Source organism: Fenollaria massiliensis (assembly GCF_000312505.2).
Classification (GTDB): Bacteria; Bacillota; Clostridia; order Tissierellales; family Peptoniphilaceae; genus Fenollaria; species Fenollaria massiliensis.
In genome coordinates this window covers 24,151-46,885 of sequence record NZ_HG326230.1, presented here as the reverse complement: position 1 = coordinate 46,885, position 22,735 = coordinate 24,151, and the positions used below count along the sequence as shown (strand labels likewise).

Here is a 22,735-nt window from a genome sequence, read left to right as displayed (position 1 = left end):
ACACATCAAAATGGAAAGCTTTTAATATATCAGTCTTTTAAATTTTTAAATCCATATCCCAAAACTTCTGATGCGTTTGAAACTGAAATGAAAGTCTTTTGATCAAGATCTCTCAAGAAGTTTTTAAGTCTAAGGAAGTCTTTTCTGTCAAGTAAAACCATGATAATGTCTTTTGGCTCCTTAGTGTACATGCCGTAAGCTTTGTAAATGGTTGCGCCTCTATCTAGCTCTTTTATTATGAATTCTTCTATAGGTTTTGTGTCTTCGGCAATGATTTTGACTTCTTTATTCATGTTCATGCCTTCAATGACAAAGTCAATCAAGAATCCATTAACAATTACCCCGAATAATGAATAAATACCGATTCTTGCTCCAAATGCGCTTCCTGCAAGAAGTGTGATTACTACGTCTGAGATTAAAACGCCTTTTCCTAAATCAATACCGATAAATTTATTTAGTATCTTAGCAATTATGTCTGTACCACCAGTTGATGCACCTTGATTAAATACTATCGCCATGCCAAGCGCTGTTACAAAAACGCCGAAGAATAGCTCAACAAAGGTATCTCCTGTCAATGGTTGGAAGTGCGGAATTAGTTTTTCAAGCACATCGAAAAAGCCTGATGTAAGTAGCGATGCAATGATTGTTTTAACTCCAAATTGTGAGCCGATAGTTAAAAATGCTAGTATAAACAGTCCTATGTTTATCACGTACATCCAATTACCTACTCCTATTGCTAGATAATGATTAAGCACTACCGCTAGACCATTGGCACCGCCAACTGATAAATGAGCCGGATTGAAGAAGAAAAACATGCCCGCTGCGACTATGAAAGCACCAAATAATATTAATATGTACTCTTTGACCATCTTAGTGATCTCTTCTTTTGTGAATTTCTTTTTAATTAGTTTAGCCAATAAGATTACCCCCTATGTAAAGATCTACATAATTATATCACAAGATAAAATCCTTAGTCAATAGCAAGATAAATTAAATAGTAATTTTTTCTTTTTGCAAAGACATATCTTGAGCTTTTTTTGACAAATTTTCATACAAAAATATCTATGGAGGTTTTTGCTCCCCCATAGATATTATTCAATAAATATTTTACATCTAAAATTACATATTAATCGTTTTGCCTTAATAAAAGTCCCAGTTCTTCTTCATTCATCTTTTTAATTGCGCTAAGTGATGAAAGTGGTCCCATCACTGTGCCAATTGCAAATACAGCAATAAATATTATTGCAAGTGTTAAAACTTTTGGCGCAAGGAAAGGCATTTTAAAGCTTAGACTAAACCAAGTTCCAAATAAAATTGAAATAACCAAGCCAAGTGCACTTCCGCATGCAGATCCTGCAAGATTTATGGTAAATATTTCCCACAAAATAATTCTTCTCAAATGTTTTTTGCTTGCTCCTAAAATTCTTAGTGTAGCAAATTCTCTCTTACGTTCTTTGATTGTAATTGAATAAACTAGTGTTAGTACAAGGAAGACCAAGAGCCATACTAGAGCGATTAAAATATAAACATATTTAATCATATCTTGAGTTGATGTGCTGACCTCGTTCATCATTGATTGTGAAAGTAGTGGATAAACGCCCTCGCCCTTAAATTCACTCCTAATTTTATTTTGAATTTCAACAGGATCAACGCTTTTTTTAAGCTTAATCATTACACATGAAATCATATTTTCATGGTCCTTGTCTTCAAGCTTAAGGATTTTTTCGTATTCCTTGGCAAGTCTTCTAGCTTCATCAAAATTTACAAAAACAGTATTGTCAAAGCCCATGCCTGTTTTTGCAAGTCTACCTCTTATAATAAATTCTTGGTTGAAAAATTTAACGTGTTTGTGCATATCGCCAACAATATTGTTACCAACCAAAATTTCTCCTTTTCCTAAAGGAAGTTTTGCTTGAGTCTCTAGCCAAGGTTTTACTACAAAATCTGTATCCGAATCAAAACCAATAACTTGTATTGGAAATGAGCAGCAACCAGCTGAAAGAGTAGCAATAAATAATTGAGGGCTTGCAATTTCAACGCCATCGATTGTTCTGATTTTTTCAACAACTGATTTATCTAAAAAGAAAGTGTTTGGTTCGCCGCGAAGTATTGCGCCTCTAATTTTTGAATCATATCCCTCAGGTACAACGATAATATCTGCGCCCATACGATTGGCAAGTGAGCTCATTCCATTTCTAAGTGACAAAATCAAAAAGCTTGACAAAAATAAAACAAGGGTTAAAATTGCTGTTAAGATTATTAGCAAAGCACTTCTTACGCTTTTGTTTTGAATATTTTTAAAGGCAATTTGTTTAGAATCTAATCTCATATGCTCACCTCATTTAATTTACCGTCTGTCATTTCAAGAAGGCGAGACCCATATTTCAATAAATCATTGTCATGGGTTACTATAATGATAGTTGTGCCTTTTTCATTAATTTCTTTTAGCATATTCATAATTTCAATTGTAGTTTTTGAGTCCAAATCAGAAGTTGGTTCATCTGCAATTAAAATTTTGGGTTCGTTCATGAGAGCCCTTGCGATTAAAACCCTTTTTAATTCGCCACCTGATAAATTTTTGCAAAAATCATTTTCCAAATCTAAAATGCCGCACATATCTAAAAGCATTCTAGCTCTTTCGATTCCATTTCCCTCGCGTTTTTTAAAAAAGTAAGGAAGCCTTACATTGTCAAGTACATTTAGGGTTGGTAAAGTTCCAAGTGATTGAGGAACATAACCTATAAATTCATTCCTATATCCACTTTTTTCTTCATCATCCATCTTAGATAGATTTTTTCCTTCCACAAAGATATCTCCAGATGTTGGTTCAATAATTGCAGATAAAAGAGTAAGAAGCGTTGTTTTTCCGCTTCCACTCTTACCAATAATATTTATAAAATCTTTTTCGTTAACATCAAAACTTACATTATCAATTGCAAAAAAATCCCTCTCACCACGTCTAAATGATTTGGATAGATTATTTACATTGATTAGATTCATTGCAAGGCCTATTTAAAATTATAGCAACAATGCTAATAAGAATATAAACTCCCACTAAAATATAAATCATAGGCATAGTTTTTGCTCTACAAGCCATTTCAGGTTTCATGCAGCCGCCAATTAATTTTGCAGGTAATAATATTGCATAAATACCAACTAATACATTAGATATGGCTAGGGTAAAAAACATTTGCTTCTTAGATTTAATAGCTGTATAAATAAGGCCTAGAACAGTCATGACTCCACCAATGCCTTTAATAGCTTGTCCCATCCAATGACATTTCATAAATTTTCCATCTGGCATTGCTGGGCATACCGGAGCAAGTGTACCTGGTGTTAAGAAAATTAATACGCCAAATATTATAAATAGAATTCCAAAAATTTTATTTTTATTCATAATTGACCTCCTGGTTTTTTTAATAGATTTTATTTTGCATCCTTCAATGCATCATTTACAGCTTCTGTGAAAGATTTAAATGTAACAGTCGCACCAGAGATAGCTTCGACATCTTCGATCTTACCTTTTTCAATTAAAAGCTTTGGATATTCCTTCGAATTTTTAACTGCTTCTTGTGCAATCTTGTAAAGGCCTTGGTTTGTTGCGCCTTCTTTGGCCTTTCCATAGTTTTCGTCTTTTTCACTTCCATCAGCTAGCAAGTTTTTTAAATTTGCTTCAACAATTTTTCCATCCTTGATGGTAATATCTGTTGTAACCTTGCCGCCCCATTCATCAGCTTGACTTTCTCCGTGGTATGTGCCATCTTTATATGCATCACTACCTGAGCCATCAGCACGAGCATCGTCAGGCTTCTTGGCGCATGCTGTCAACATTAAACTAAGCGCCAATAGTAATAATAAAATCTTTTTCATATTAAACCTCCAAAATTGGTCTTTGTCTTTTTTGTTTTTCTTCTCTAGCAATTCTTCCATGCTCTAGAAAAACGATTCTTTCTGCCTCAACACCAACCTCTTGGTCGTGGGTAACAACTACAATTGTTGATCCGCTGTTATGAAGTCTTTCTAAAATATCCAAAACAAGCATTTCATTCTTTTCGTCCAAATTTCCTGTCGGCTCGTCTGCTAAGATGAGTGAAGGATGGTTGATGAGAGCACGGGCGATACAAACACGTTGTTGTTCACCACCTGAAAGCTGATTAGGTAAGTGATTGTGCCTATCTTTTAATCCAACGCTTTCAAGGGCTTGTAAGGCTTCTTCCTTATCTACCATTGAGTGATAGTATTGGGCCATCATAACATTTTCTAAGGCAGTTAAATAGTTTACCAAGTGGAATTGTTGAAAAATTAGTCCAATCTTATCTCTTCTAATCTCGGTTAATTCCTTTTGATTTAATTTTGAAACATCAATTCCTTCAAGTAAAACTTCACCTATAGAAGGCTTATCCATACAGCCGATGATGTTCATCATTGTTGTTTTACCGCTACCTGATGGACCCATGATTGAAACCCATTCGCCTTTTTCCACATTTAAGTTTATTTTATCTAGTGCCTTTAAATCTCCGTATATCTTTGAGATATCTTTTAATTCTAATATATTCATTATTCCCCCCTCAATACAAGTGCTGGATCAACTGCAGTTGCAGTTTTAACTGGTATAATACAAGCCACAATTGTAATTGCTATTGATACAATGATTGTAATTGGAACTAGAGCCCATAAAAAATTTACGCCTCTTGCAAAAACTCGTCTTGATACTTCACTTGCAAATAAATATCCAAGTAAAGAACCAAGGGCTCCGCCCATTAGTCCAAGTAAAAATCCTTCGCCTAAGAAATCATAAATTATTGATTTATTGTGTGCGCCCAAGGCTTTTTTAAGACCAATTTCTTTTCTTCTTTCAGTTACAACAGCCATCATTGTTGTACTAACGCATATCATCATGATAAATAAAACAATAATTGTAACAATCCATACAAGGGCTTGAAGCTTTTCAAGTACCACGCCTTGTGATTCTGTAACTCTTTTAACAAGTCTGGCACTAACAGTAGCATCGATTTCATTTATTTTATTTGCAATTGCTTGAAGCTCTTCACTGTTTGCATCAATTGAACATTCGATGATATTGATATTTAAATCGCCCATAATAGATCTAATATCTTCAATAGACATAAATATTAAATCTTCTTCTTTTCCGCCAGTCGTTACAATTGAAGCAACTTTAAAATCACTGTCTCTCATTTCTTGTGAATTTTCTTTTGGAGTGCTCAGTACAAAAGGGTCGCCGATTTTTAGGCCAAGTTTTTTTGAAATTTCGTGACCAAGCATAACTGTCCTTTTTTCGCTCGGCCAATCACCATCGACTAGCCAGAACGGACTGTTCTTCTTTAAACCATCAAAATTTGTAGCTGCAATTACAAAAGGTTGCTCATTGATTTTTGCGTTTTGATAAATATAAGGAGCAATTCCCACAAGTTTGTCGCCTGCAAGCTTTTTTATTTCATCAATATGATTATCTCCAATCTTATCGTCTTGCGATTTTGGAATAACAATCATATTTGCTCCATAACTTCTAAATTCTTTTCCCAATTGTCTTGGAATATCGTAATAGATTGTAACAAGACCTGATAAAATCGTTGCGCCCATTGCAATTGCTAGAAGTGCAGTTAGCATACGAGCCTTTCTTCTTGCTATCGATGACTCAACCATCTTCCAAAAGAATTGTACATTTTTTCTTTTAGCCTTTTCCATGAAGCACCTCCGTTGGATTAAGTTTTAGCAAATATCTAATGGCTGGTATGAAGCCTAAAACAATTACCAGTAAAATTAAAATAATTACAATAGGTATTACCATCGGTGTAGGCGGTATTCCAGAACCAAAAACTGTTATACCAATGATTTGAGTAAGACCAAGTCCAATGAAATATCCAACGGTTCCACCCATAATACCTGTGCTAATATTTTCAACTAAAATTCTCGAAATAATTCTCGTGTTATTTGCGCCAATTGCTTTTTGCAATCCAATTTCAGCGCGCCTTTCCATGACAGATGCTGTTACTAGATTTGAAATTGCAAGTGCGGCGCCAATTAAGCTTAGTGCGGTAATTAAAACCATTAGCAGAGTTGTCTTGTTTAAAATATCGCCTTCGCTTTCTGCTACCTGCCTAATAGGCTTTGCGATTGAATCGGTCATAACTTCTTGAATTTGATAACAAATTGCACTTACATAAGCTGTACAGTACCAAACCTCCCATTCCTTAATTGTAAGAGACTTTGGATTTCTTGCGGCTTTTCTTGCCAAATCGTTATCAGGAGTTGTTAATGCAGAAACTTCTACGCGAGAAACTACATTTGATACCCCATCCAATTCTTGAGCAATTTTTAATGGTAGATAAATGTGTGAGTCTTCATCACTACCTGAATCAAAAATACCCGCGATTGTAAATTCTTTTGTTTTAGAAGAACCTTCGATTTTAATTTTATCGCCAAGCTTATAATTGTTTCTAAGAGCAAAGACAGTGCCAACCATGACTTTGTCTGTATCTTTGTCTTCAATCCACTCGCCATCGATATTCCACCAAGTTTTTAATTTTCTCATACCTGTATCAATGGACTCGCCAGTTGGAAGATCCATGTGATAATAAAACCATGTTCCTACAACTCTTGTAGATTCTCCATCAACTTTCGCATTGATATTTAAATATGGTGTGTAATCAACGATATTGAAAGACCAGAATATGGTTTTTATCATGCCAAGTTCATCTTCTTTCAAATAATTTTTTTGACTATCCTCGCCAATTCCATAAATATCATCAAGCATGGAAGATTCTTTTGGGACAACATTTATATTCGCCCCATAAGCTTTTAATTCTCTGTTGACCTTGTCACCAATGCCAAGCATTGTGTTAAGCATGCCGGTTGAAAGACAAGTGCCAAGCATTACTACAAATGCAATCAAGACCATTTTTTTCTTTTGCCTAAAGATTGCACCTTTAATCATTCTAAAAAACATATGTCACCTACTTAAATACAAAGCTGTTGGCATCAAGATCTTGCGTGTTGATTTTTATTTTTTCATCGTGAACAATGTATGGTATAGGGATTGGATTACATCCGCCCTTAAAACCAATTGTACCACGATTCATAATAACATCACATAATTTGCAAATTACATCGTTGCCACGCTCATAATAACCTGATGGCCCGCAAATTTCACAAGCATCAAGCACAACTCCATATGAACCCTGAGATTTTTTAATTAAGAAAAATCTCATGTGAACTCCATCAGATGCCGTGTATTGATAACGGTGGAGTTTCATATCTTCAAGTTCTGACAGTGGGATAACAATCATATCGTTGTCAATTTCATACTCTTCAGGTTCTGAAAGCTGAATTTCGCGTCCAGAATAAGCCCTTAAATAAGTTAAACTAAAAACATTAATAACGATTAAAATTAATAAAAATTTTGCTAAATTTCTATTGCATCTCATACGATATTTCTTTTTTCTTAATTCTGCAGGATTTTTAAAAGTTTCCTTAACCTTCATATTATTTAAATATAAGATTATTGGCAGGATTATTAAGAAAATCATTAGACTAAATCCGATGTAATGTGCATGGTTTATTACCCAAGCAATTGTGTTAAATACACTTGCACTTCTCGGTATAAGGTCAACTGCGTATAGTCTTTGAAGAACAATAAATATTTGATTTATTCCCCAAATTGATAATGAGATCATTAAAATTTTATCCCTATAAATTTTGTCAACTCGTCTAACGATTTTGAAAATTGCAATACTCGATAAAATCATCAGAACAACTGCAAATACATAACCAATAATTCTATATAGAACCATGGTAGATACAGCAGATTCCCCATAATAAACAAAATTGTTTAGCTGAACAAAAAGAGCCGGCATATAATAGAAAAATGACGCTATGATATAAAGGGACAAAAAACTAACAAAAAAATTTTTATATATACTGGATTTTTCTTTTAAAAAATAAAAAATGATAATTCCAATAAAAGCAATTACTATTGGTACCATTGACCAAAATGACAAAGCGCTTCTGTTGACAAAATTCGGAATTTCTCTAATGATTGAAGAGATAATTGCCGCAAGAGTGCCTACAAAGACTGTACCAAAAATAATTTTATATTTGCTTTTGAAGTTTTCTGTACTTAGATATCCAAGCGCCAGACCCATTATAAATGAGAATCCTACGCCAGCTTCCATTACTTTAATAAATATCTTTAACATAATTCCTCCTATGTACAAGGAGGAAATGGCTAAAAGCCATTTCCACTATTTTCTACCACTTTGGACCTGTCCATTCAAATTCTGGCCATTCAATAACGATTGGCTCTGTCCAGAATCTTCCTGTTACACCTGTTTCTTTGTCAACGTGTAATAGATAGTCGTTTCCTGGAGCAGAAATTTCAAACTTAACATCGTATGTGCCAAGACCTTCTTCAAATTTTATATTTGCACCATAGTGTGGACCGTCTGATGCGTTCATTGGCATGAAAGCGATTTCTTGAACCTTGTCTGAGCCTTTCTTTTGGATATATGCTTTAACATTTAACCAAGGAACAAAGTCGCCTGCGCCGTAACCAAGAGTTGTACCTTCTTCTGTTGCTGAAATGTCAGCTTCGATATGGCAGTCAGCTTCTTCTTTTGATAATGAATTACCTGCTGGTTCCATGTCTACTGGTTGGAAATAAACACCAGATACTGCTAGAGGGCCTGATTCTTGTTCGTCGCCAATTGGGAATTCGTCGAATCCTGCGTCTTCACCAGGAGCTGCAACGTCTTTTTTGTCTTCATCTTTTGTGTCTTCAGTTTTTGTGTCTTCATCTTTTTTGTCTTCAACCTTAGCTGTATTGTCATCAGCTGGTTTTGGTGCTTGATTGCATCCGTATGCTGCAACTGTCATAATTGCAAGCGCTAATGCTAATAATTTTTTTACTTTTGAACTCATAATAAACCTCCTATTAGTTCTTATTTGCATAATCTCTTTCGAGCTCTGCTCTTTTAATTTTGTTACGTTTAATTTGAACGATAACTGTTACAATAGTTATTACTAATAAAATAACTTGTGGCAATAGAGTTTCTACCCTATCATAAATTCCTAAGATGTCAATTGCAAATCCATTCATCCATGGAATTATTGTCCTTCCGATAAGATCAGCTTCTTGAAGTTCGGCGACTCCTTTTCCAATAAATGAGATACAAAGTACAAACATCAAGATTGATGTAACTGTGAAGAATGGCTTTAATGGAAGCTTTACGCTCATCTTTGTAATTAATACATATACAATTGCAAGTACTACGATTGCGCATGCTAAGCCGCCCCACATGTATGCTGGATTGTTTGAAATATTTTCTCTCATACCTTGGAAGAAAATAATCAATTCCGCGCCTTCACGGGCAACTGCTAAGAACGAGCTGAATACTAAAGCCATAGCACTTCCTTTTGTAATTGAACTTTCGACCTTTGATTGGATGTAATGATTCCAAACTTCAACTTCAGATTTTGATAGCATCCAGTTTGATACATAGAATAAAACAATAACAGCCAAAAACATTCCGCATCCTTCAAAAATCTCTTGGCTAACACCACTGCTGTCTTCGCCAAATTTTGCAGAAATTATATTGAAAATAATCGCAAGAATTATTGAAGCAACAATACCTAAAATTGCGCCGACATAGACGCCTTTTACGTATTTTAAATTGTTTGTCTTTACAAGATAAGCAATAAGTGCTGCAACAATTAGGATTGCTTCAAGACCTTCTCTTAAAGTTAGTCCTAGTACGCTAAAGAAAACGCCCCAGCCAGAACCTGTTTTACCTCTCATACCGTCAAGTGTCTTTGCATCTTCGTGTAGATATCTAATTAGTACTTCAACTTCATCTTTAACAACATCGATATCTTCATTTTGACGCATAGATTTTCTTGCCAAATAAAATTGGTTCTCAACAGTTGATCCACGCTTACCAGAAATTGTTGTCATAACAATTTTTTCAAAGCCTAATTTTTCATAATATCTAAAATAAGCTTCGTTAATTTTGTCATAGCCATCCTTGCCGGCATCTGGACCGCCTGCTTCATAAATTTTAAGGGCATCCCTTAAAACGACTTCCATGTCCTTACTTACGTCTTCCCAGTCTTTGTATATTTTATCTGCATTACCTGCAAAAACATTAGTAATTGACATCAAAAAAACTAATGCTGTCACCAATAAAATGCTTAGTTTTTTCATAGTTCCTCCTTTCGAAAATATTTGGCAAATACAATCGCCATTAAATAAAACTTCTCAGCCAATATATCATTAGCTTTAACTAACTTTTATTAGCTATAGCTAATTATACTATTTAAATAATTTAAAGTCAATACCTTTTTTAATAAACCTATAAAAATATTTTTATATCATTGAATTTATATAAAATAAAAAAAGTGAGCGTCTGCCCACTTAATTATAATAATTTTTTTCTAATTGTTGATGATAAATAATCAAAAAAATATAATCATGATTGAGCTGACTAATAAAAGTGAGCCAACTCTGTTCCAATTGCGCCACGCTATGTTCATAGAAAGAAGTGTACCGATACCGCCTGCCCCGATAAGTCCGAGTATCGACGAGTTTCTAACGTTTGATTCGAGTCTATATAGCACAAAACCTAAAAAACTTCTATATGTCTTTGGATAAATAATTTTCGCATACATGGTGAATGGACTTAAGCCTAGTGCCTTCATGGACATGATTGTTTCAGCTGGAATGTCTTCGATGTATTCAAAATAAAGTTTACTAAGCATACCCGATGTATAAACGCTTAGTGCGAGTGCGCCTGCAAAGGGGCCCGGTCCTAAGCCTCTGAAGAAAATTATAGCTGAGATGATGGCTGGGAAGGTCCTGATTACATTGATGAGTACTTTAAATAAAACTGAAACTTTTTTTGATGGAGCGATGTTCACCGCAGTAAATGGTGTAAATATAAATGATACGATGGCTCCCATAAGTGAAGCAAATATGGCGATGGCAGCTGATTCAAAAGCTGCTGGCACTGCCCTTGATAAATAAGCAAAATCTGGGCTTATTATCTTTCTAATTATAACGCCGCCTTGCTTAAGACCAAGTGTAAAGCGTTCATAGGTAATATTGATTGAAAATTTAATTATAAGGAAAAGTGCTATCAAAAAAATTATGAATAATATCTCCCTAAGTATATTGCTTTTTTTGTATAAAGCTAAATTATTAACATTTATCGGACTTTTTATATCTATCTCTCTTATCTTTTGACTCACTAAGTCTATAAGGAAAATTAATATAAGTAGCATAAATATGATTGACGAGACTCTATCGTAGTTCATGTGATTTAACTCAAGCCAAAGTCTTTGTCCTATGCCGCCTGCGCCAACAAGTCCAAGTATTGACGCGCTTCTGATATTGCTCTCTAGGCAAAGTAAAAATGTCGATACAATAAATTTTCTCATCTTAGTAAGTATTATCTTATAATAAATTTTGCCTTTGCCAATGCCAAGTGACTTGTAAAAATCAAAATCATCCTTGTCCATGGCCTCTATATATTCTTTTATAAGTTTTGTTGACATGAAAAATGAAATTATGCTCAAGGCTAAAAGACCTGAGAAGCGTCCAGCCGAGAAAAAGCTCACAAGTAAAGCTGCCCATATAAGTGATGGTAGCGTTCTAAAAACTGAAAATACTGCGCTTAGTACCTTTGAAACTATTTGCGAAGGGCTTGTGTTGTAAGGAAGGAAAAATGTTATGAGAGAGGCCAAGAATACCCCAAAGGCCGATGATACAAAGGCCATAAGAAATGTTTCGAATAGTAAATCCATAACCGATACTATATATGAAAAATCAAGTGTAAACATCCTTCTGACTAGGTCAAGCATATCTGGCAGTCCACGCAAAAAAGAGCTTAAGGAAACTTGTGATCCTAAGCCTGATGCCACTAGCATGACTAAAAAAGCCATTACTAATAAAATATTCTTTTTTCTCTTTTTAGATAAATAAGTCTTTAACTGAGTCATAATTTAGTTCATTTGTACTCCTGTCAAAATACACTCTGTGGTCCTTGATTGCAATTACTCTCTTTGCATATTCAAGCGATAAATCAAGGTCATGCATACTTATGATAATTGTCTTTTTGTAATCAGTATTAAGCATTTTAAAAATATCCATGATTGACCTCTTTGTTTCTATATCAAGGGAAGATATAGGCTCGTCTGCTAAGATAAGGTCTGACTTTTGAAAAAGTGAGCGAGCTATGGCAACTCTTTGCTTTTGTCCACCAGATAAATCTTTTGCAAGTGCATAAGTTTTCTCTTTAAGCCCAACCATCTCAATGGCTTTGAGCGCATCCATATACTCGTCGTTTGTGAATTTTGATAACATTGCCTCAAAAAAATTCTTCTCGCCGAGACGCGCTAATAAAACATTATCAAGAACTGAAATATTTTCAATAATGCTTGTATCTTGAAAAATGAAGGCAATATTTCTTCTAAGACTTCTTAAATCTTTTGCGCGAAGGCTATGAACGTCTTCGCCCTTATATATAACGCTTCCCTTGCTAAGAGGATTAAGCGCGTTAATTGCTTTTAAAAGAGTTGATTTGCCTGCACCTGATGGGCCTATAAGCGCAACAAAGTCGCCTCCCTCTACATTAAAGGAGACGTCCTTGATCGCATCTATATTTTTTTCGTATTGTACTGATATATCTTTTAATTCTAATATCATTTACTTAAATCAACGTTCATAATCTTAGCTGTATCGATAACATTTTGAAAATCATCGTTTGTTGCTTCGACAAAACCTGTTAAATTAAATATTTTTTCGCAGGCTTCTTTGCCTTCGCCGCTTGATAAATCATTTTGAAATACTTCTTTTATCTTTTTCTTCATATCATCTGAAAGGTCCTTGCTTGCTGCTACGCATACGTATGGGATCTTGTCAGTATATTCAAGCACTTCTAGTCCTTCAAGTCCATCAAAGTCCTTCATAAGCTTCTTTTCAGCGCCTTCATATGTTGCACATACGTCAACATCGCCATTTAAAAGCATTTGAACCGCCTTGTCATGTCCACCAGCAAACATATATTCAATATCTTTTTCAAGATCAAGTCCGCCCTTAACAAGCATAGCGCCTGGGTAGATGTAGCCTGATGCGCTCTCTGGGTCAACGAAGGCAATCTTTTTACCCTTAAGTGCTTCGTAGCCGTCTTTTTCATAAGCTTCTTTGATGCCAGAATCTTTTCTAACTAATAATTCACTTCTATAATAATTTTTGCCGTCCTTGTTAAGTGCTGATAAAAGTACTTGTGCTCCGCCATTCTTATTTGCAAGTACATAGGCAAATGGTGGGATGATTGCAAAATCAACCTTTCCTGAGCCAAGTGCTTCAACTACGCCAACATAGTTTGTTGAAGTAAACATAGAAACCTTTGTTCCAAGCTTGTCTGTAAGTATATTTGTTAGTGGTTCTGTTAAATCTTCTAGTTTATCTTGGTCAACTAAAGGCACAAAGCCTAGTTTAAGCTCTTCCTTTTCCTTTGGCTTACAAGATACTAAAGCCATAAGCATAGATAGAATAATTAGTGTTAAAATAAATTTTTTCATAATGTCCTCCTAAATTTCTGTAAAATCTCTGATGATGATGTCGCTATATTTAGAAATATGTGACAGATAGTCCTCGTTATCAAGTACGCCAACTGTTACAAAACCTGCTTTTTTCGCAGTTTTGAGGTTTTTCGGCAAATCTTCGAAAACTATTGTGTTTTGCGGCATGATATTGTATTTTGCAATGCACTTTAAATAAATGATTGGCGACGATTTATCTGAACCAACTTCAGATAGAGTCACTATGTCATCAAAAAGCGTGTGCATATCAAACTTTTTAAGCGTAGTAATAAATATGTCCTTCTCATTCGCTGTCGCGATTGAAGTTTTTACGCCTTTTTTTCTAATTTTCTTTAAATAATCAATGATGCCTTTCTTTGGCACTACATTGTTCTCGAATTCTTCTTTTGCTAGATGAGTCCACTCGTTAACGACTTCTTCAGTCGTCATATTGAGTGCGTAGCGCTCTATTGTGTATTTTGCCGAGTCCGTGAGAGTTTTGTGCATGATATTATCAAAGTAGTCGTCAGTTAAGAAGAGCGAGTGCCTATTGAAAAATCTTAGGTCAACGTTCTTCCAAACATTCATCGAGTCAAAGACAGTTCCATCCAAGTCAAAGATGGCTGCCTCAAAGTCCTTAAGCCTCATCTTTCACTATATCCTTGATGTATTTTAAAACATCTTCACGAATATCACTTCTTAAAGCAAAATCAAGATTTGCCTGTATAAATCCAAGTTTGCTGCCTAAGTCATATCTGTGGCCTTCAAAGACATAAGCGTAGATATCGTCTTCTTTTAAAAGCATATCAATAGCATCAGTTAACTGTATCTCGCCATTCTTACCTGGCTTAGTCTTTTTAAGCAAGCTAAAGATATCATTTTTTAGTATGTATCTACCAAGCACAGCTATATTGGATGGAGCCTTGTCAATATCTGGCTTTTCGACTATGGACTTAAGCTTATATAATCTTTCATTCACTTTTTCATCATAAGCGATGATGCCATACTTTGATGTATCTTCTTTATTTACAAGACCAACACCTAAGATGGATTTGCCCGTCTCGTCATAAGCGTTCATCAGTTGCTTTAAGCAGGGCTCTTTTGAATAAACGATGTCGTCGCCTAAAAGCACTGCGACATCTTCCCCACCAGCAAAGCTCTCTGCACACAAAATCGCGTGTCCAAGACCAAGCGGCGCCTTTTGCCTGATGTAATAAATATTGACCATGTCAGATATTTTGTTAATCTCCTTAAGTATCTCGAATTTGCCCGAATCTTCAAGAGATTTCTCTAGCTCGATATTTCTGTCGAAGTGATCCTCTATAGAATTTTTATTCCTTCCAGTTATAATCAGTATGTCCGTGATGCCCGATTCATAAGCCTCTTCAACTATATATTGCAGGGTCGGCTTATCAAAGATTGGTATCATCTCCTTTGGCGATGCTTTAGTCTGAGGAAGCATCCTCGTTCCCAAGCCAGCCGCAGGTATTATTGCTTTTCTAATCATATATCCTCCTACTCTACTGTTACGCTCTTTGCCAAGTTTCTCGGCTTGTCTATGTCGCGTCCTAAAAACTTCGCTGTATAGTAGCTCATAAGTTGACCAAATAAAACGCTGTAAATTGGCGTAAAAATTGTGAATGTTCTCTTTAAGGTCACTATGCCCTCGCCCTCGTCTTGATTTGTCACGAGTATAGTCTCAGCGCCTCTAGCAACTAGCTCTTCTAAAGTAGTTCTAGTCTTTTCATAAATTTGTCCTTCATTTGCAAAGGCAATGGCCGATGATTTTTCATCTATAAGCGCTATGCTGCCATGTTTTAGCTCGCCTGCCTTGAATGCGATTGAATTGATGTAGCTAATCTCTTTAAGTTTAAGCGAAACTTCAAGAGCCGCGATATAATCAAGGTCACGACCAATAAAAAATATTTTTTCCTTATCTTTAATTTTGCTAGCAACTTCTTTGGCAATAGGCTCAAGTCTTGTGATTTCTGAATCCATTTCTTTTGATATTTTAATAAGTTCATCAACAATTTGGCTGTACATACCGCAGTCGTAGCCAGCAAGTCCTTCTCTAAAGTATATTCCTAGTAAATATATGCATAGTATTTGCATCATAAAAGCTTTTGTCGATGCAACTGAAATTTCTGGTCCAGCAAAGATGTGTACTTTGTAGTCAGCGATTCTGTCAAGCGATGAATTAATCACATTTGTGATGGCAAGTACTGTCGCACCGCTTTTTTTTGCTTCTTTCACAAGGCCCATGACATCAGCCGTTTCACCTGATTGACTGATTGCTATAAGAAGTGTCTTTTTGCCAATGAAATTATATGAATATCTTAATTCGCTCGATGTTTCAGCAATTATCGGTCTTTCTAAGAATCTTTCAAGATAATTTTTCGCAAGTAGGCTTGCATGATAAGCAGTTCCACAGCCTGTGACATAGATGTTATCAAAATCATTTAGATTAAGTCCATCTAATTCATCGAAATATACCTTGCCGTCACGAATGTGTCTATCAAGTAATTCTTTGAACTTCTTTGGCTCTTCGTGTATTTCCTTAAGCATAAAGTGCTCGTAGCCATCTTTTTGAGTTTCTTCTATATTTACATTTGATTTTTGAATTTCTCTTTGAACTTCTTTATCATCGTTATATATCTTGATGCCGTCAGCATTTAAAACGCCCACATCACCATCTTCAAAATAAATAATTTCATTACTTAAGTCAATGGCAGCCGAAATATCACTTGCAAATAGATATTCGTCATTCTTAACGCTCATCAATAATGGGCAGCCATTCTTAGCAAAGTATAAATTTTTTGTCTTTTTATCCAAAATTAATATCGCGTAACTGCCTTTTACTCCCTCAAGTGCTTTCATAAAGCTACTTACATTGTTTTCTTTCATATTTCTTGCGATGTATTCAACAAGAACTTCTGTGTCAGTCTCACCCTTCGGAGTAAAGTCAGGCATAGATCTTTTTAGCTCAAGATAATTTTCTATGACGCCGTTATGAACTATAGCGTATGAAGCACTCGTATCAAGGTGCGGATGCGCGTTTGTTTCGCTCACGCCTCCATGTGTCGCCCATCTCGTATGAGCGATAGCTATGTCAGAAGCTTCCTTCGGACAAACCTTGTCAAGCTCCTTTATCCTGCCAACTCTTTTATATATTTTTAAATCATTATCTTTAATAAACGCAATTCCTGACGAGTCATAGCCCCTATACTCAAGGCTATAAAGTCCCTTGATTGCATAATTTATCGCATCATTCTTGCCATAGTATCCAACTATACCACACATAATATCTTCCTTTCAAAAAAGCATTTATAACATTCATAGTGCGTGAATATTTTCGCGCATAAACATCTATACTAATTATAACATATATTTATGAAAAAAATATAAAATTTTTACAAAAGAAAAGTGATAGCCGTAGCCATCACTTCTCTTGTCATTAAAAATTAAAAAGCAGGATATATTTCACCCTTGTATTTTTCTTCAATAAATTTCTTGCAAGCTTCTGATTGGAATACTTTGATAAGCTTTTGGAACTTATCTTTTGTTTCGTCACCTTTTCTAACAGCGATGATGTTTGCGTAAGGGCTGTCCTTGTCTTCAAGAGCTAAAGCATCAGCTGATGGGTTAAGTCCTGCGCCAAGTGCGAAGTTTGTGTTGATAGCTGCAAGTGCTGCATCTTTATAAACGTTTGGTATATTAGCTGCTTCAATTGGTGTAAACTTTAGATTCTTTGTGTTTTGATCAATATCTTTTTCAGTTATATCTTCTTTAGTATCATCTTTTAGTGTGATTAAACCATTCTTTTCAAGTAATAGTAAAGCTCTACGTCCGTTTGATGGATCGCTTGGAATTAAAACTTCGTCTCCGTCCTTTAATTCATCAAGTGATTTTATCTTGTCTGAGTATAATCCCATTGGTTCGATGTGTACTGAACCTAGATTTTCTAAGCTAAGTCCTCTTTCTTTAGCAAAATTTTCTAGATATGGTATGTGTTGGAAATAGTTTGCATCGATGTCGCCTTGATCAAGTGCAAGATTTGGTTGAACATAGTCATCAAATACCTTTACTTCAACGTCTAGGCCTTCTTTTGCAAATTCATCTTTAAGTGCTTCAGTTATTTCTGCGTGAGGCACTGGTGATACACCTATGATAATCTTATTGTCTTCATCTGTCTTTGTTTCTGACTCTGTTTCAGAACTTGTTCCTGTAGTTTCTTCTGTTACATTTTTATTTGTATTTCCTGTAGAATTATTGCAAGCTACAAGTGTTGCTACTAAAGTTAATGCTAATAATAATTTAAATATATTTTTCATTTTATTCTCTCCTTAAATTTGTAAATTTATTTTTTGTTTACTTTTTTGTAAATAGTGTTTCCTGTGAATTGTACAATTTGTACGATTATAACTATGAGTGCGACTGATATCCAAAGTATATCAAGTTGATTTCTTTGGTAGCCGTATCTGATTGCGATGTCTCCAAGGCCGCCTCCTCCAAGTGCTCCAGCCATTGCTGAATAGCCAACTAAGTTAATGATTGTAGTTGTTACGCCAAGTATAGCTGCTGGTACTGTCTCTTTTAATAGTACCTTTACTATCTCGAAATTGCTTGCGCCCATTGATTTGGCTGCTTCTATGACGCCCGAGTCAACTTCTAGGAAGTATCCTTCATATAATCTTGCTATGAAAGGCGCTGCCGCGAATGTTAGTGGCACTAAAGCCGCCTCAGTTCCTATTGCCTTACCAATTATAAATCTTGATAATGGCGCTAGGACTATGATTAATATAATTGCTGGCATGCTTCTAAAAATATTGATGACGCCATTAGTAATTGTATATATAAATTTATTTTCTCTTAATCCATTTGGCCTAGTCACATAAGTCAATACACCCCATGGAAGTCCTATGATTAGAGCGATGAGTGCCGGAACTATAATCATGATTATAGTTTCAGGAAGTGCTGGTAAAACTATGTCCATTATTTCCTTGAATCTCATGCTATCACCTCCGATACCTCTGCGCAATTAGCTTTTAAATAAGAAATTACTTTTTGTGCCTCTTCGTCTGAGCCGCGAAGCTCAACAACCATGTAACCAAGCTCTTCATCCAAAACGTTACTGATATTGCCATCTATGATGTTGATATCAACATTAAAGTTTTTCATCGCATTACTTAATACAGGCGTTTTAACTGTATCTTTTGAATAAGAAAGTCTTATTAGTTTGCCAGTGAAAGCGCTGTAATCAAGCTCAATATCAGGAGCTGCCTTCTTGATAAAGCTTTGTGCAAGCTTTGTCTTTGGGTTTTTGAAAAGCTCTGTAGTAGGGTTTTCCTCTATAATTCTTCCATTTTCCATAAGAGCAATTTTGTTCGAAGCATCCTTTGCCGCTTCCATTTGATGCGTTATCATGATGGTAGTCGTATCAAAGTCATCTCTTGCTCTTTTGTATAAATCTATGACCATCCTAGTGCTTTCCGGATCAAGTGCGCTCGTTGCTTCGTCTGAAAGTATAATTTCAGGCTTAGATACAAGAGCTCTTGCTATGGCAACTCTTTGTCTTTGTCCACCAGATAATTCACTTGGATATGCCTTCTCTTTATTAAGTAAGCCAACGTAATCAAGAAACTTTCTCGCTTCAGCCTTTTTGTCGCCCTTAAATCCATTTAAGTTTAAAGGGAAAATAACATTGTCTAGAACTGTGTATTGACTAAAAAGATTAAAAGTTTGAAAGATAAAAGCGATTTTCTTTCTTAAAGCTAAGAGCTCTTTTTGCTTTAAGTTAAAGATGTTCACTCCATCTATGATTACTTCGCCACCATCAGCTTCCTCAAGTCTATTGAGTAGTCTGACCAAAGTAGACTTACCTGCGCCAGATAAACCTATGATGGCCAAGATGTCTTTCTTTTCTGCTTTAAAACTTACACCATCAACAGCATTAAATTCTTTGCCATCTACCTTGTAAGTCTTAATTAAATTTTTTGCTTCTATCATAAGCTCCTCCTTCCTTGGATAAATCCAATAAAAAAACTCTTTACCAAAAGATAAAGAGTATCATGAAAAATCGTCATCTCTCGGTATAACCGCTGGAATTAGCACCTTGTTTAAACAGGTTGCCGGGCTTCATAGGGCCAGTCCCTCCGCCTCTCTGGATGAATTATATTGTGTTTAAATTATACAGTTCATTTTATATTAAATATGTGATTTGAATCACAAATATAGATTTTTTTATAAAAAAGTGTATATTATTATAAGATTTCTTTATAGATATGTAAAAAGCGAGACAAGTGCCTCGCTTAATTTTAATTACTCTACTATGTTTATGGTGATGGTATCCGACTTATAATCAGTAAGATCTTGTAAAGTCTTATTCATTTTAATAATTACTTTGTCACCAGCTTTTAAATTTTTGAATATAATTTTATCGCTTTGTATTTTATCAATGCTTTCTCCTTCTATAACGTAGTCTCCACTTGTCTTAATATCAAGCATAGAAGCTAAATTAATTGCCGGCAAAGACTCTCCAAAATAACTTGAATATTCATGTCTTACTTTATTTGAGATTATATTGTATGAAACACCAATTCTTAACGGCTGACCATAAAGTCCATTTAAAGACACCTTAAATCCATCTTCAAGATTATTGTCGCCAATGCCAAAGCTTATGCCAAGTAAATTTGAGGCAAATTTATTTCTTATAGCATCTTTTCCTGTAAATTCACCAGCAATTCTTTTATAAAAATTTGTTACTTCTTCTAAATCGATATATTTTTCTGCAATATCTTCATAATTCTTTCTATATTCTTCTTTTTCCATATTTAGACTAAATATATTATCCTCTAAATTCTTAATTTCATCTTCTTTTGCTATCATTTTTTCATTATTATCACTAATTTCTTTGTCTTGGGCTTTGTTGCAAGAAATTAAAAATAAAGAAAAAACTAATAAAATAATTAATGCATATTTCCTTTTCATTTTATCAACCTCAATATAAATTGTTCATAATTAGAATCATAATTGTATAAATAAATTTTATTACGATGATATAATAAGCTATCTAATTCTTCGTCGTATATAGTTTTTAGCACGGATTGGGTTAAATTAAGTTCATATATACCTTTATCAGCTTCAATTATAAATTTATTTTCTGTTTTTAGTATATTTTTAATTCTCATCTTATTAGTCTTTTCAGCTAAATTAATATTTTTATTTTCTTTAATGTAAAAAATATTTAAGGTTTGAGAATTAGGATCTTCCTCATTATACTCATCTATAATGATATACTTAGAATCTCCACACATAGCATTTGCTAAAAACTTATATTCTGCTTCAGTTTTTACCAACTCATTCCTCTTATCATCATATTCATATATTTTGCTTATAACATTTTTACCTTTGAAATTGCCGTTTTTCATACTTATTATAGATACGTATATTGCGCCATCACTACCACCTACAACTGATAAATACTCTCCATTATAAGCTTTATCGCTTCCTATTAATTCGCAAGTTTTAACGATTGATTGATTGGCATCAATATCTAATATTGTAAACTTTGTAACTATATTCTCTTTATTATTTGAGTCTTCATAGCAAATACATATTTTCTTTTCAGTATTAAATGTATAGGGTTTAGAATTAGATCTCGAAAGTATTTCTTTTTTTATAATCCCTTTTTTAGATCTTGTTCTAATTATTATACTAGCTCCATCATAACTTAGTAATAAAGTTTTTCTTTCATCACTTATCAAGTTCAAAACAGCCTCATTTCTATCCAATGCAAATATGCTTTCAACACCACTTGTTTTTAAATCATATTTAAAGATTTTAGGGGAAAATGCATAAGGATTTGTTTTAAATATAGGCTTGTAAATTATGTAAAAATATATACTATCATCAGTAATAGATACTGGTCTTGCCTGATATAAGTTATATGAAAGCCTACCCTTAGTTGTCTCAGTTATAAGTTCGTTTTGAGCATTAATATTTATATTAAAAATCATTAATAATAAACAAAGAAATAAAGCGATTTTTTTCATCTTCATACCTCCATATCATTTTCTTTCTTACTTACATCCTCTCTATGCTGATAGTATACCATATGTTAACTATTATATCAAGTTAAATTAATATCAAACTTGTATTTGGTTTATTAATATATTATACTAATATTGATATGCTAAGATTTCTATGTGTATATCAAAACTTAAGAATCACTTGATCTTAAATAAAAGCTTGCAAGATTTTTTTAGTCCTTTGCTCACTTTTTCTAATCCATCCATGCGCAGTAAAAAACTACGCTCATATACACAAACGTAGTTAATTTTTATCTTATTATCATTTCTTCTCTCTTTTAATAAGATTTCTTTATAGATTAGAAAAGTGAGACTACTTCCCCTTAATTTATATTACTCAATTATGTTTATGGTGATGCTGCCGCTCTTATAATCACATAGCTTAGCAAGTTCATCACTAAGTACTATGCTTATGCTGTCACCAGCTTTTACGTCTTTAATCGTAATCGCTGCATCATTTAATCCGTAAGCATTATTATTCACAATATCATAATCATGAGTAGTTTTAATCTCAAGCATCTTTTCAGGATCTATCTTAATTAGCTCATCTTGGAATGCTAATTGATACTCATGTCTTAAACTTATTGGCAAGTTCTTATATGTAAAGTGTATTGTCAACGCTTTGTCATCGAGACTACTTATAGGTATAACTTCTTCTTCATTAAGCAATCTTTCTTTAAATGAAAACATTGGTGTAAGCACATCTGCATTAACTTTATTTTTTAAGTCTTCATCATCTCTTTTGCTCATATTTGAAAATATGCTTCTATAATATTTAATTATCTCTTCTTGTTCTTCTTGTGAAAGTGCAAAGCTTGCAAGATTATCCTTAAGCTTTTTATTTTCTTCTTCTAATTCACTTATTCTTGTCTCTTCAGTCGTTTCATTCTTAGTTTCAATATCATTTTTATTTTCTTTTTTTGTTTTTGTGCAGCCAAAACTCATTAGTAAACAAAGCACTAAAAGAAATAAAACTATTTTCTTCTTCATTTTATCAACCCCTTTTTTTTATTATATCACAAGTACCCCCCCCCCATTTGCAACAAAAAAAC

At 34.2% G+C, this 22,735-nt stretch carries 23 protein-coding genes and 1 riboswitch; all 23 genes read right to left on the bottom strand.

What is annotated here, in order from left to right:
* Positions 1 to 29 precede the first annotated feature (29 nt).
* Complete coding sequence (locus BN30_RS08485; protein WP_019215077.1) at positions 30 to 917, bottom strand: YitT family protein; 888 nt, start codon at positions 915 to 917, stop codon at positions 30 to 32.
* 209 nt (positions 918 to 1,126) lie between these two features.
* The gene (locus tag BN30_RS08480; RefSeq protein WP_019215076.1) at positions 1,127 to 2,329 is read right to left on the bottom strand and encodes an ABC transporter permease; all 1,203 of its coding nucleotides are present in this window, start codon (positions 2,327 to 2,329) and stop codon (positions 1,127 to 1,129) included.
* Entirely contained in the window at positions 2,326 to 3,000 is a 675-nt protein-coding gene (locus BN30_RS08475; protein ID WP_019215075.1) for an ABC transporter ATP-binding protein, read from the bottom strand. The genes BN30_RS08480 and BN30_RS08475 overlap by 4 nt, the downstream gene beginning before the upstream one ends.
* Positions 2,978 to 3,397, bottom strand: coding sequence for a DUF4418 family protein (locus tag BN30_RS08470; protein ID WP_019215074.1), 420 nt, complete (start codon positions 3,395 to 3,397; stop codon positions 2,978 to 2,980). The genes BN30_RS08475 and BN30_RS08470 overlap by 23 nt, the downstream gene beginning before the upstream one ends.
* 29 nt (positions 3,398 to 3,426) lie before the next feature.
* Entirely contained in the window at positions 3,427 to 3,870 is a 444-nt protein-coding gene (locus BN30_RS08465; RefSeq protein WP_019215073.1) for an FMN-binding protein, read from the bottom strand.
* Between the two features lies 1 nt (position 3,871).
* Positions 3,872 to 4,558, bottom strand: coding sequence for an ABC transporter ATP-binding protein (locus BN30_RS08460; protein WP_019215072.1), 687 nt, complete (start codon positions 4,556 to 4,558; stop codon positions 3,872 to 3,874).
* Complete coding sequence (locus BN30_RS08455) at positions 4,558 to 5,706, bottom strand: ABC transporter permease (protein WP_019215071.1); 1,149 nt, start codon at positions 5,704 to 5,706, stop codon at positions 4,558 to 4,560. Before BN30_RS08455 ends, BN30_RS08460 begins: the two co-directional genes overlap by 1 nt.
* A complete protein-coding gene (locus BN30_RS08450; protein WP_019215070.1) occupies positions 5,693 to 6,967 on the bottom strand; it encodes an ABC transporter permease in 1,275 nt (424 codons plus the stop codon). Before BN30_RS08450 ends, BN30_RS08455 begins: the two co-directional genes overlap by 14 nt.
* A gap of 7 nt (positions 6,968 to 6,974) precedes the next feature.
* The gene (locus tag BN30_RS08445; protein WP_019215069.1) at positions 6,975 to 8,216 is read right to left on the bottom strand and encodes a DUF2318 domain-containing protein; all 1,242 of its coding nucleotides are present in this window, start codon (positions 8,214 to 8,216) and stop codon (positions 6,975 to 6,977) included.
* Between the two features lie 52 nt (positions 8,217 to 8,268).
* On the bottom strand, positions 8,269 to 8,937 hold the full coding sequence (locus tag BN30_RS08440; RefSeq protein ID WP_019215068.1) for an iron transporter: 669 nt from the start codon (positions 8,935 to 8,937) through the stop codon (positions 8,269 to 8,271).
* 13 nt (positions 8,938 to 8,950) lie between these two features.
* Positions 8,951 to 10,219: an FTR1 family iron permease gene (locus BN30_RS08435; protein ID WP_019215067.1), complete on the bottom strand. Its 1,269-nt coding sequence runs from the start codon at positions 10,217 to 10,219 to the stop codon at positions 8,951 to 8,953.
* 251 nt (positions 10,220 to 10,470) lie between these two features.
* A complete protein-coding gene (locus BN30_RS09495) occupies positions 10,471 to 12,012 on the bottom strand; it encodes a PhnE/PtxC family ABC transporter permease (protein WP_019215066.1) in 1,542 nt (513 codons plus the stop codon).
* Positions 11,984 to 12,718 carry a phosphonate ABC transporter ATP-binding protein gene (gene phnC / locus BN30_RS08425; protein WP_019215065.1) on the bottom strand — a complete coding sequence of 245 codons (735 nt, stop codon included), beginning with the start codon at positions 12,716 to 12,718 and terminating at the stop codon, positions 11,984 to 11,986. The genes BN30_RS09495 and phnC overlap by 29 nt, the downstream gene beginning before the upstream one ends.
* Positions 12,715 to 13,596 (bottom strand): phosphate/phosphite/phosphonate ABC transporter substrate-binding protein, encoded by an 882-nt coding sequence (locus tag BN30_RS08420; RefSeq protein ID WP_019215064.1) that lies wholly within the window; start codon positions 13,594 to 13,596, stop codon positions 12,715 to 12,717. Before BN30_RS08420 ends, phnC begins: the two co-directional genes overlap by 4 nt.
* Before the next feature lie 9 nt (positions 13,597 to 13,605).
* Positions 13,606 to 14,244, bottom strand: coding sequence for an HAD family hydrolase (locus BN30_RS08415; protein ID WP_019215063.1), 639 nt, complete (start codon positions 14,242 to 14,244; stop codon positions 13,606 to 13,608).
* Complete coding sequence (gene galU / locus BN30_RS08410) at positions 14,234 to 15,103, bottom strand: UTP--glucose-1-phosphate uridylyltransferase GalU (protein WP_019215062.1); 870 nt, start codon at positions 15,101 to 15,103, stop codon at positions 14,234 to 14,236. Before galU ends, BN30_RS08415 begins: the two co-directional genes overlap by 11 nt.
* Positions 15,104 to 15,111: 8 nt before the next feature.
* Positions 15,112 to 16,896: a glutamine--fructose-6-phosphate transaminase (isomerizing) gene (glmS, locus tag BN30_RS08405; protein WP_019215061.1), complete on the bottom strand. Its 1,785-nt coding sequence runs from the start codon at positions 16,894 to 16,896 to the stop codon at positions 15,112 to 15,114.
* A 161-nt stretch (positions 16,897 to 17,057) separates the two neighbouring features.
* On the bottom strand, positions 17,058 to 17,927 hold the full coding sequence (locus tag BN30_RS08400) for a MetQ/NlpA family ABC transporter substrate-binding protein (protein WP_019215060.1): 870 nt from the start codon (positions 17,925 to 17,927) through the stop codon (positions 17,058 to 17,060).
* Between the two features lie 26 nt (positions 17,928 to 17,953).
* The gene (locus BN30_RS08395; RefSeq protein ID WP_019215059.1) at positions 17,954 to 18,607 is read right to left on the bottom strand and encodes a methionine ABC transporter permease; all 654 of its coding nucleotides are present in this window, start codon (positions 18,605 to 18,607) and stop codon (positions 17,954 to 17,956) included.
* Positions 18,604 to 19,602, bottom strand: a complete 999-nt coding sequence (locus BN30_RS08390) for a methionine ABC transporter ATP-binding protein (RefSeq protein ID WP_019215058.1) — start codon at positions 19,600 to 19,602, stop codon at positions 18,604 to 18,606. The genes BN30_RS08395 and BN30_RS08390 overlap by 4 nt, the downstream gene beginning before the upstream one ends.
* A 70-nt stretch (positions 19,603 to 19,672) precedes the next feature.
* Positions 19,673 to 19,767: riboswitch (SAM riboswitch) on the bottom strand.
* A gap of 147 nt (positions 19,768 to 19,914) precedes the next feature.
* Positions 19,915 to 20,583, bottom strand: coding sequence for a hypothetical protein (locus BN30_RS08385; RefSeq protein WP_019215057.1), 669 nt, complete (start codon positions 20,581 to 20,583; stop codon positions 19,915 to 19,917).
* The gene (locus BN30_RS08380) at positions 20,580 to 21,647 is read right to left on the bottom strand and encodes a hypothetical protein (RefSeq protein ID WP_019215056.1); all 1,068 of its coding nucleotides are present in this window, start codon (positions 21,645 to 21,647) and stop codon (positions 20,580 to 20,582) included. The genes BN30_RS08385 and BN30_RS08380 overlap by 4 nt, the downstream gene beginning before the upstream one ends.
* A gap of 369 nt (positions 21,648 to 22,016) precedes the next feature.
* Positions 22,017 to 22,673, bottom strand: coding sequence for a hypothetical protein (locus tag BN30_RS08375; RefSeq protein WP_019215055.1), 657 nt, complete (start codon positions 22,671 to 22,673; stop codon positions 22,017 to 22,019).
* Positions 22,674 to 22,735: the final 62 nt, after the last annotated feature.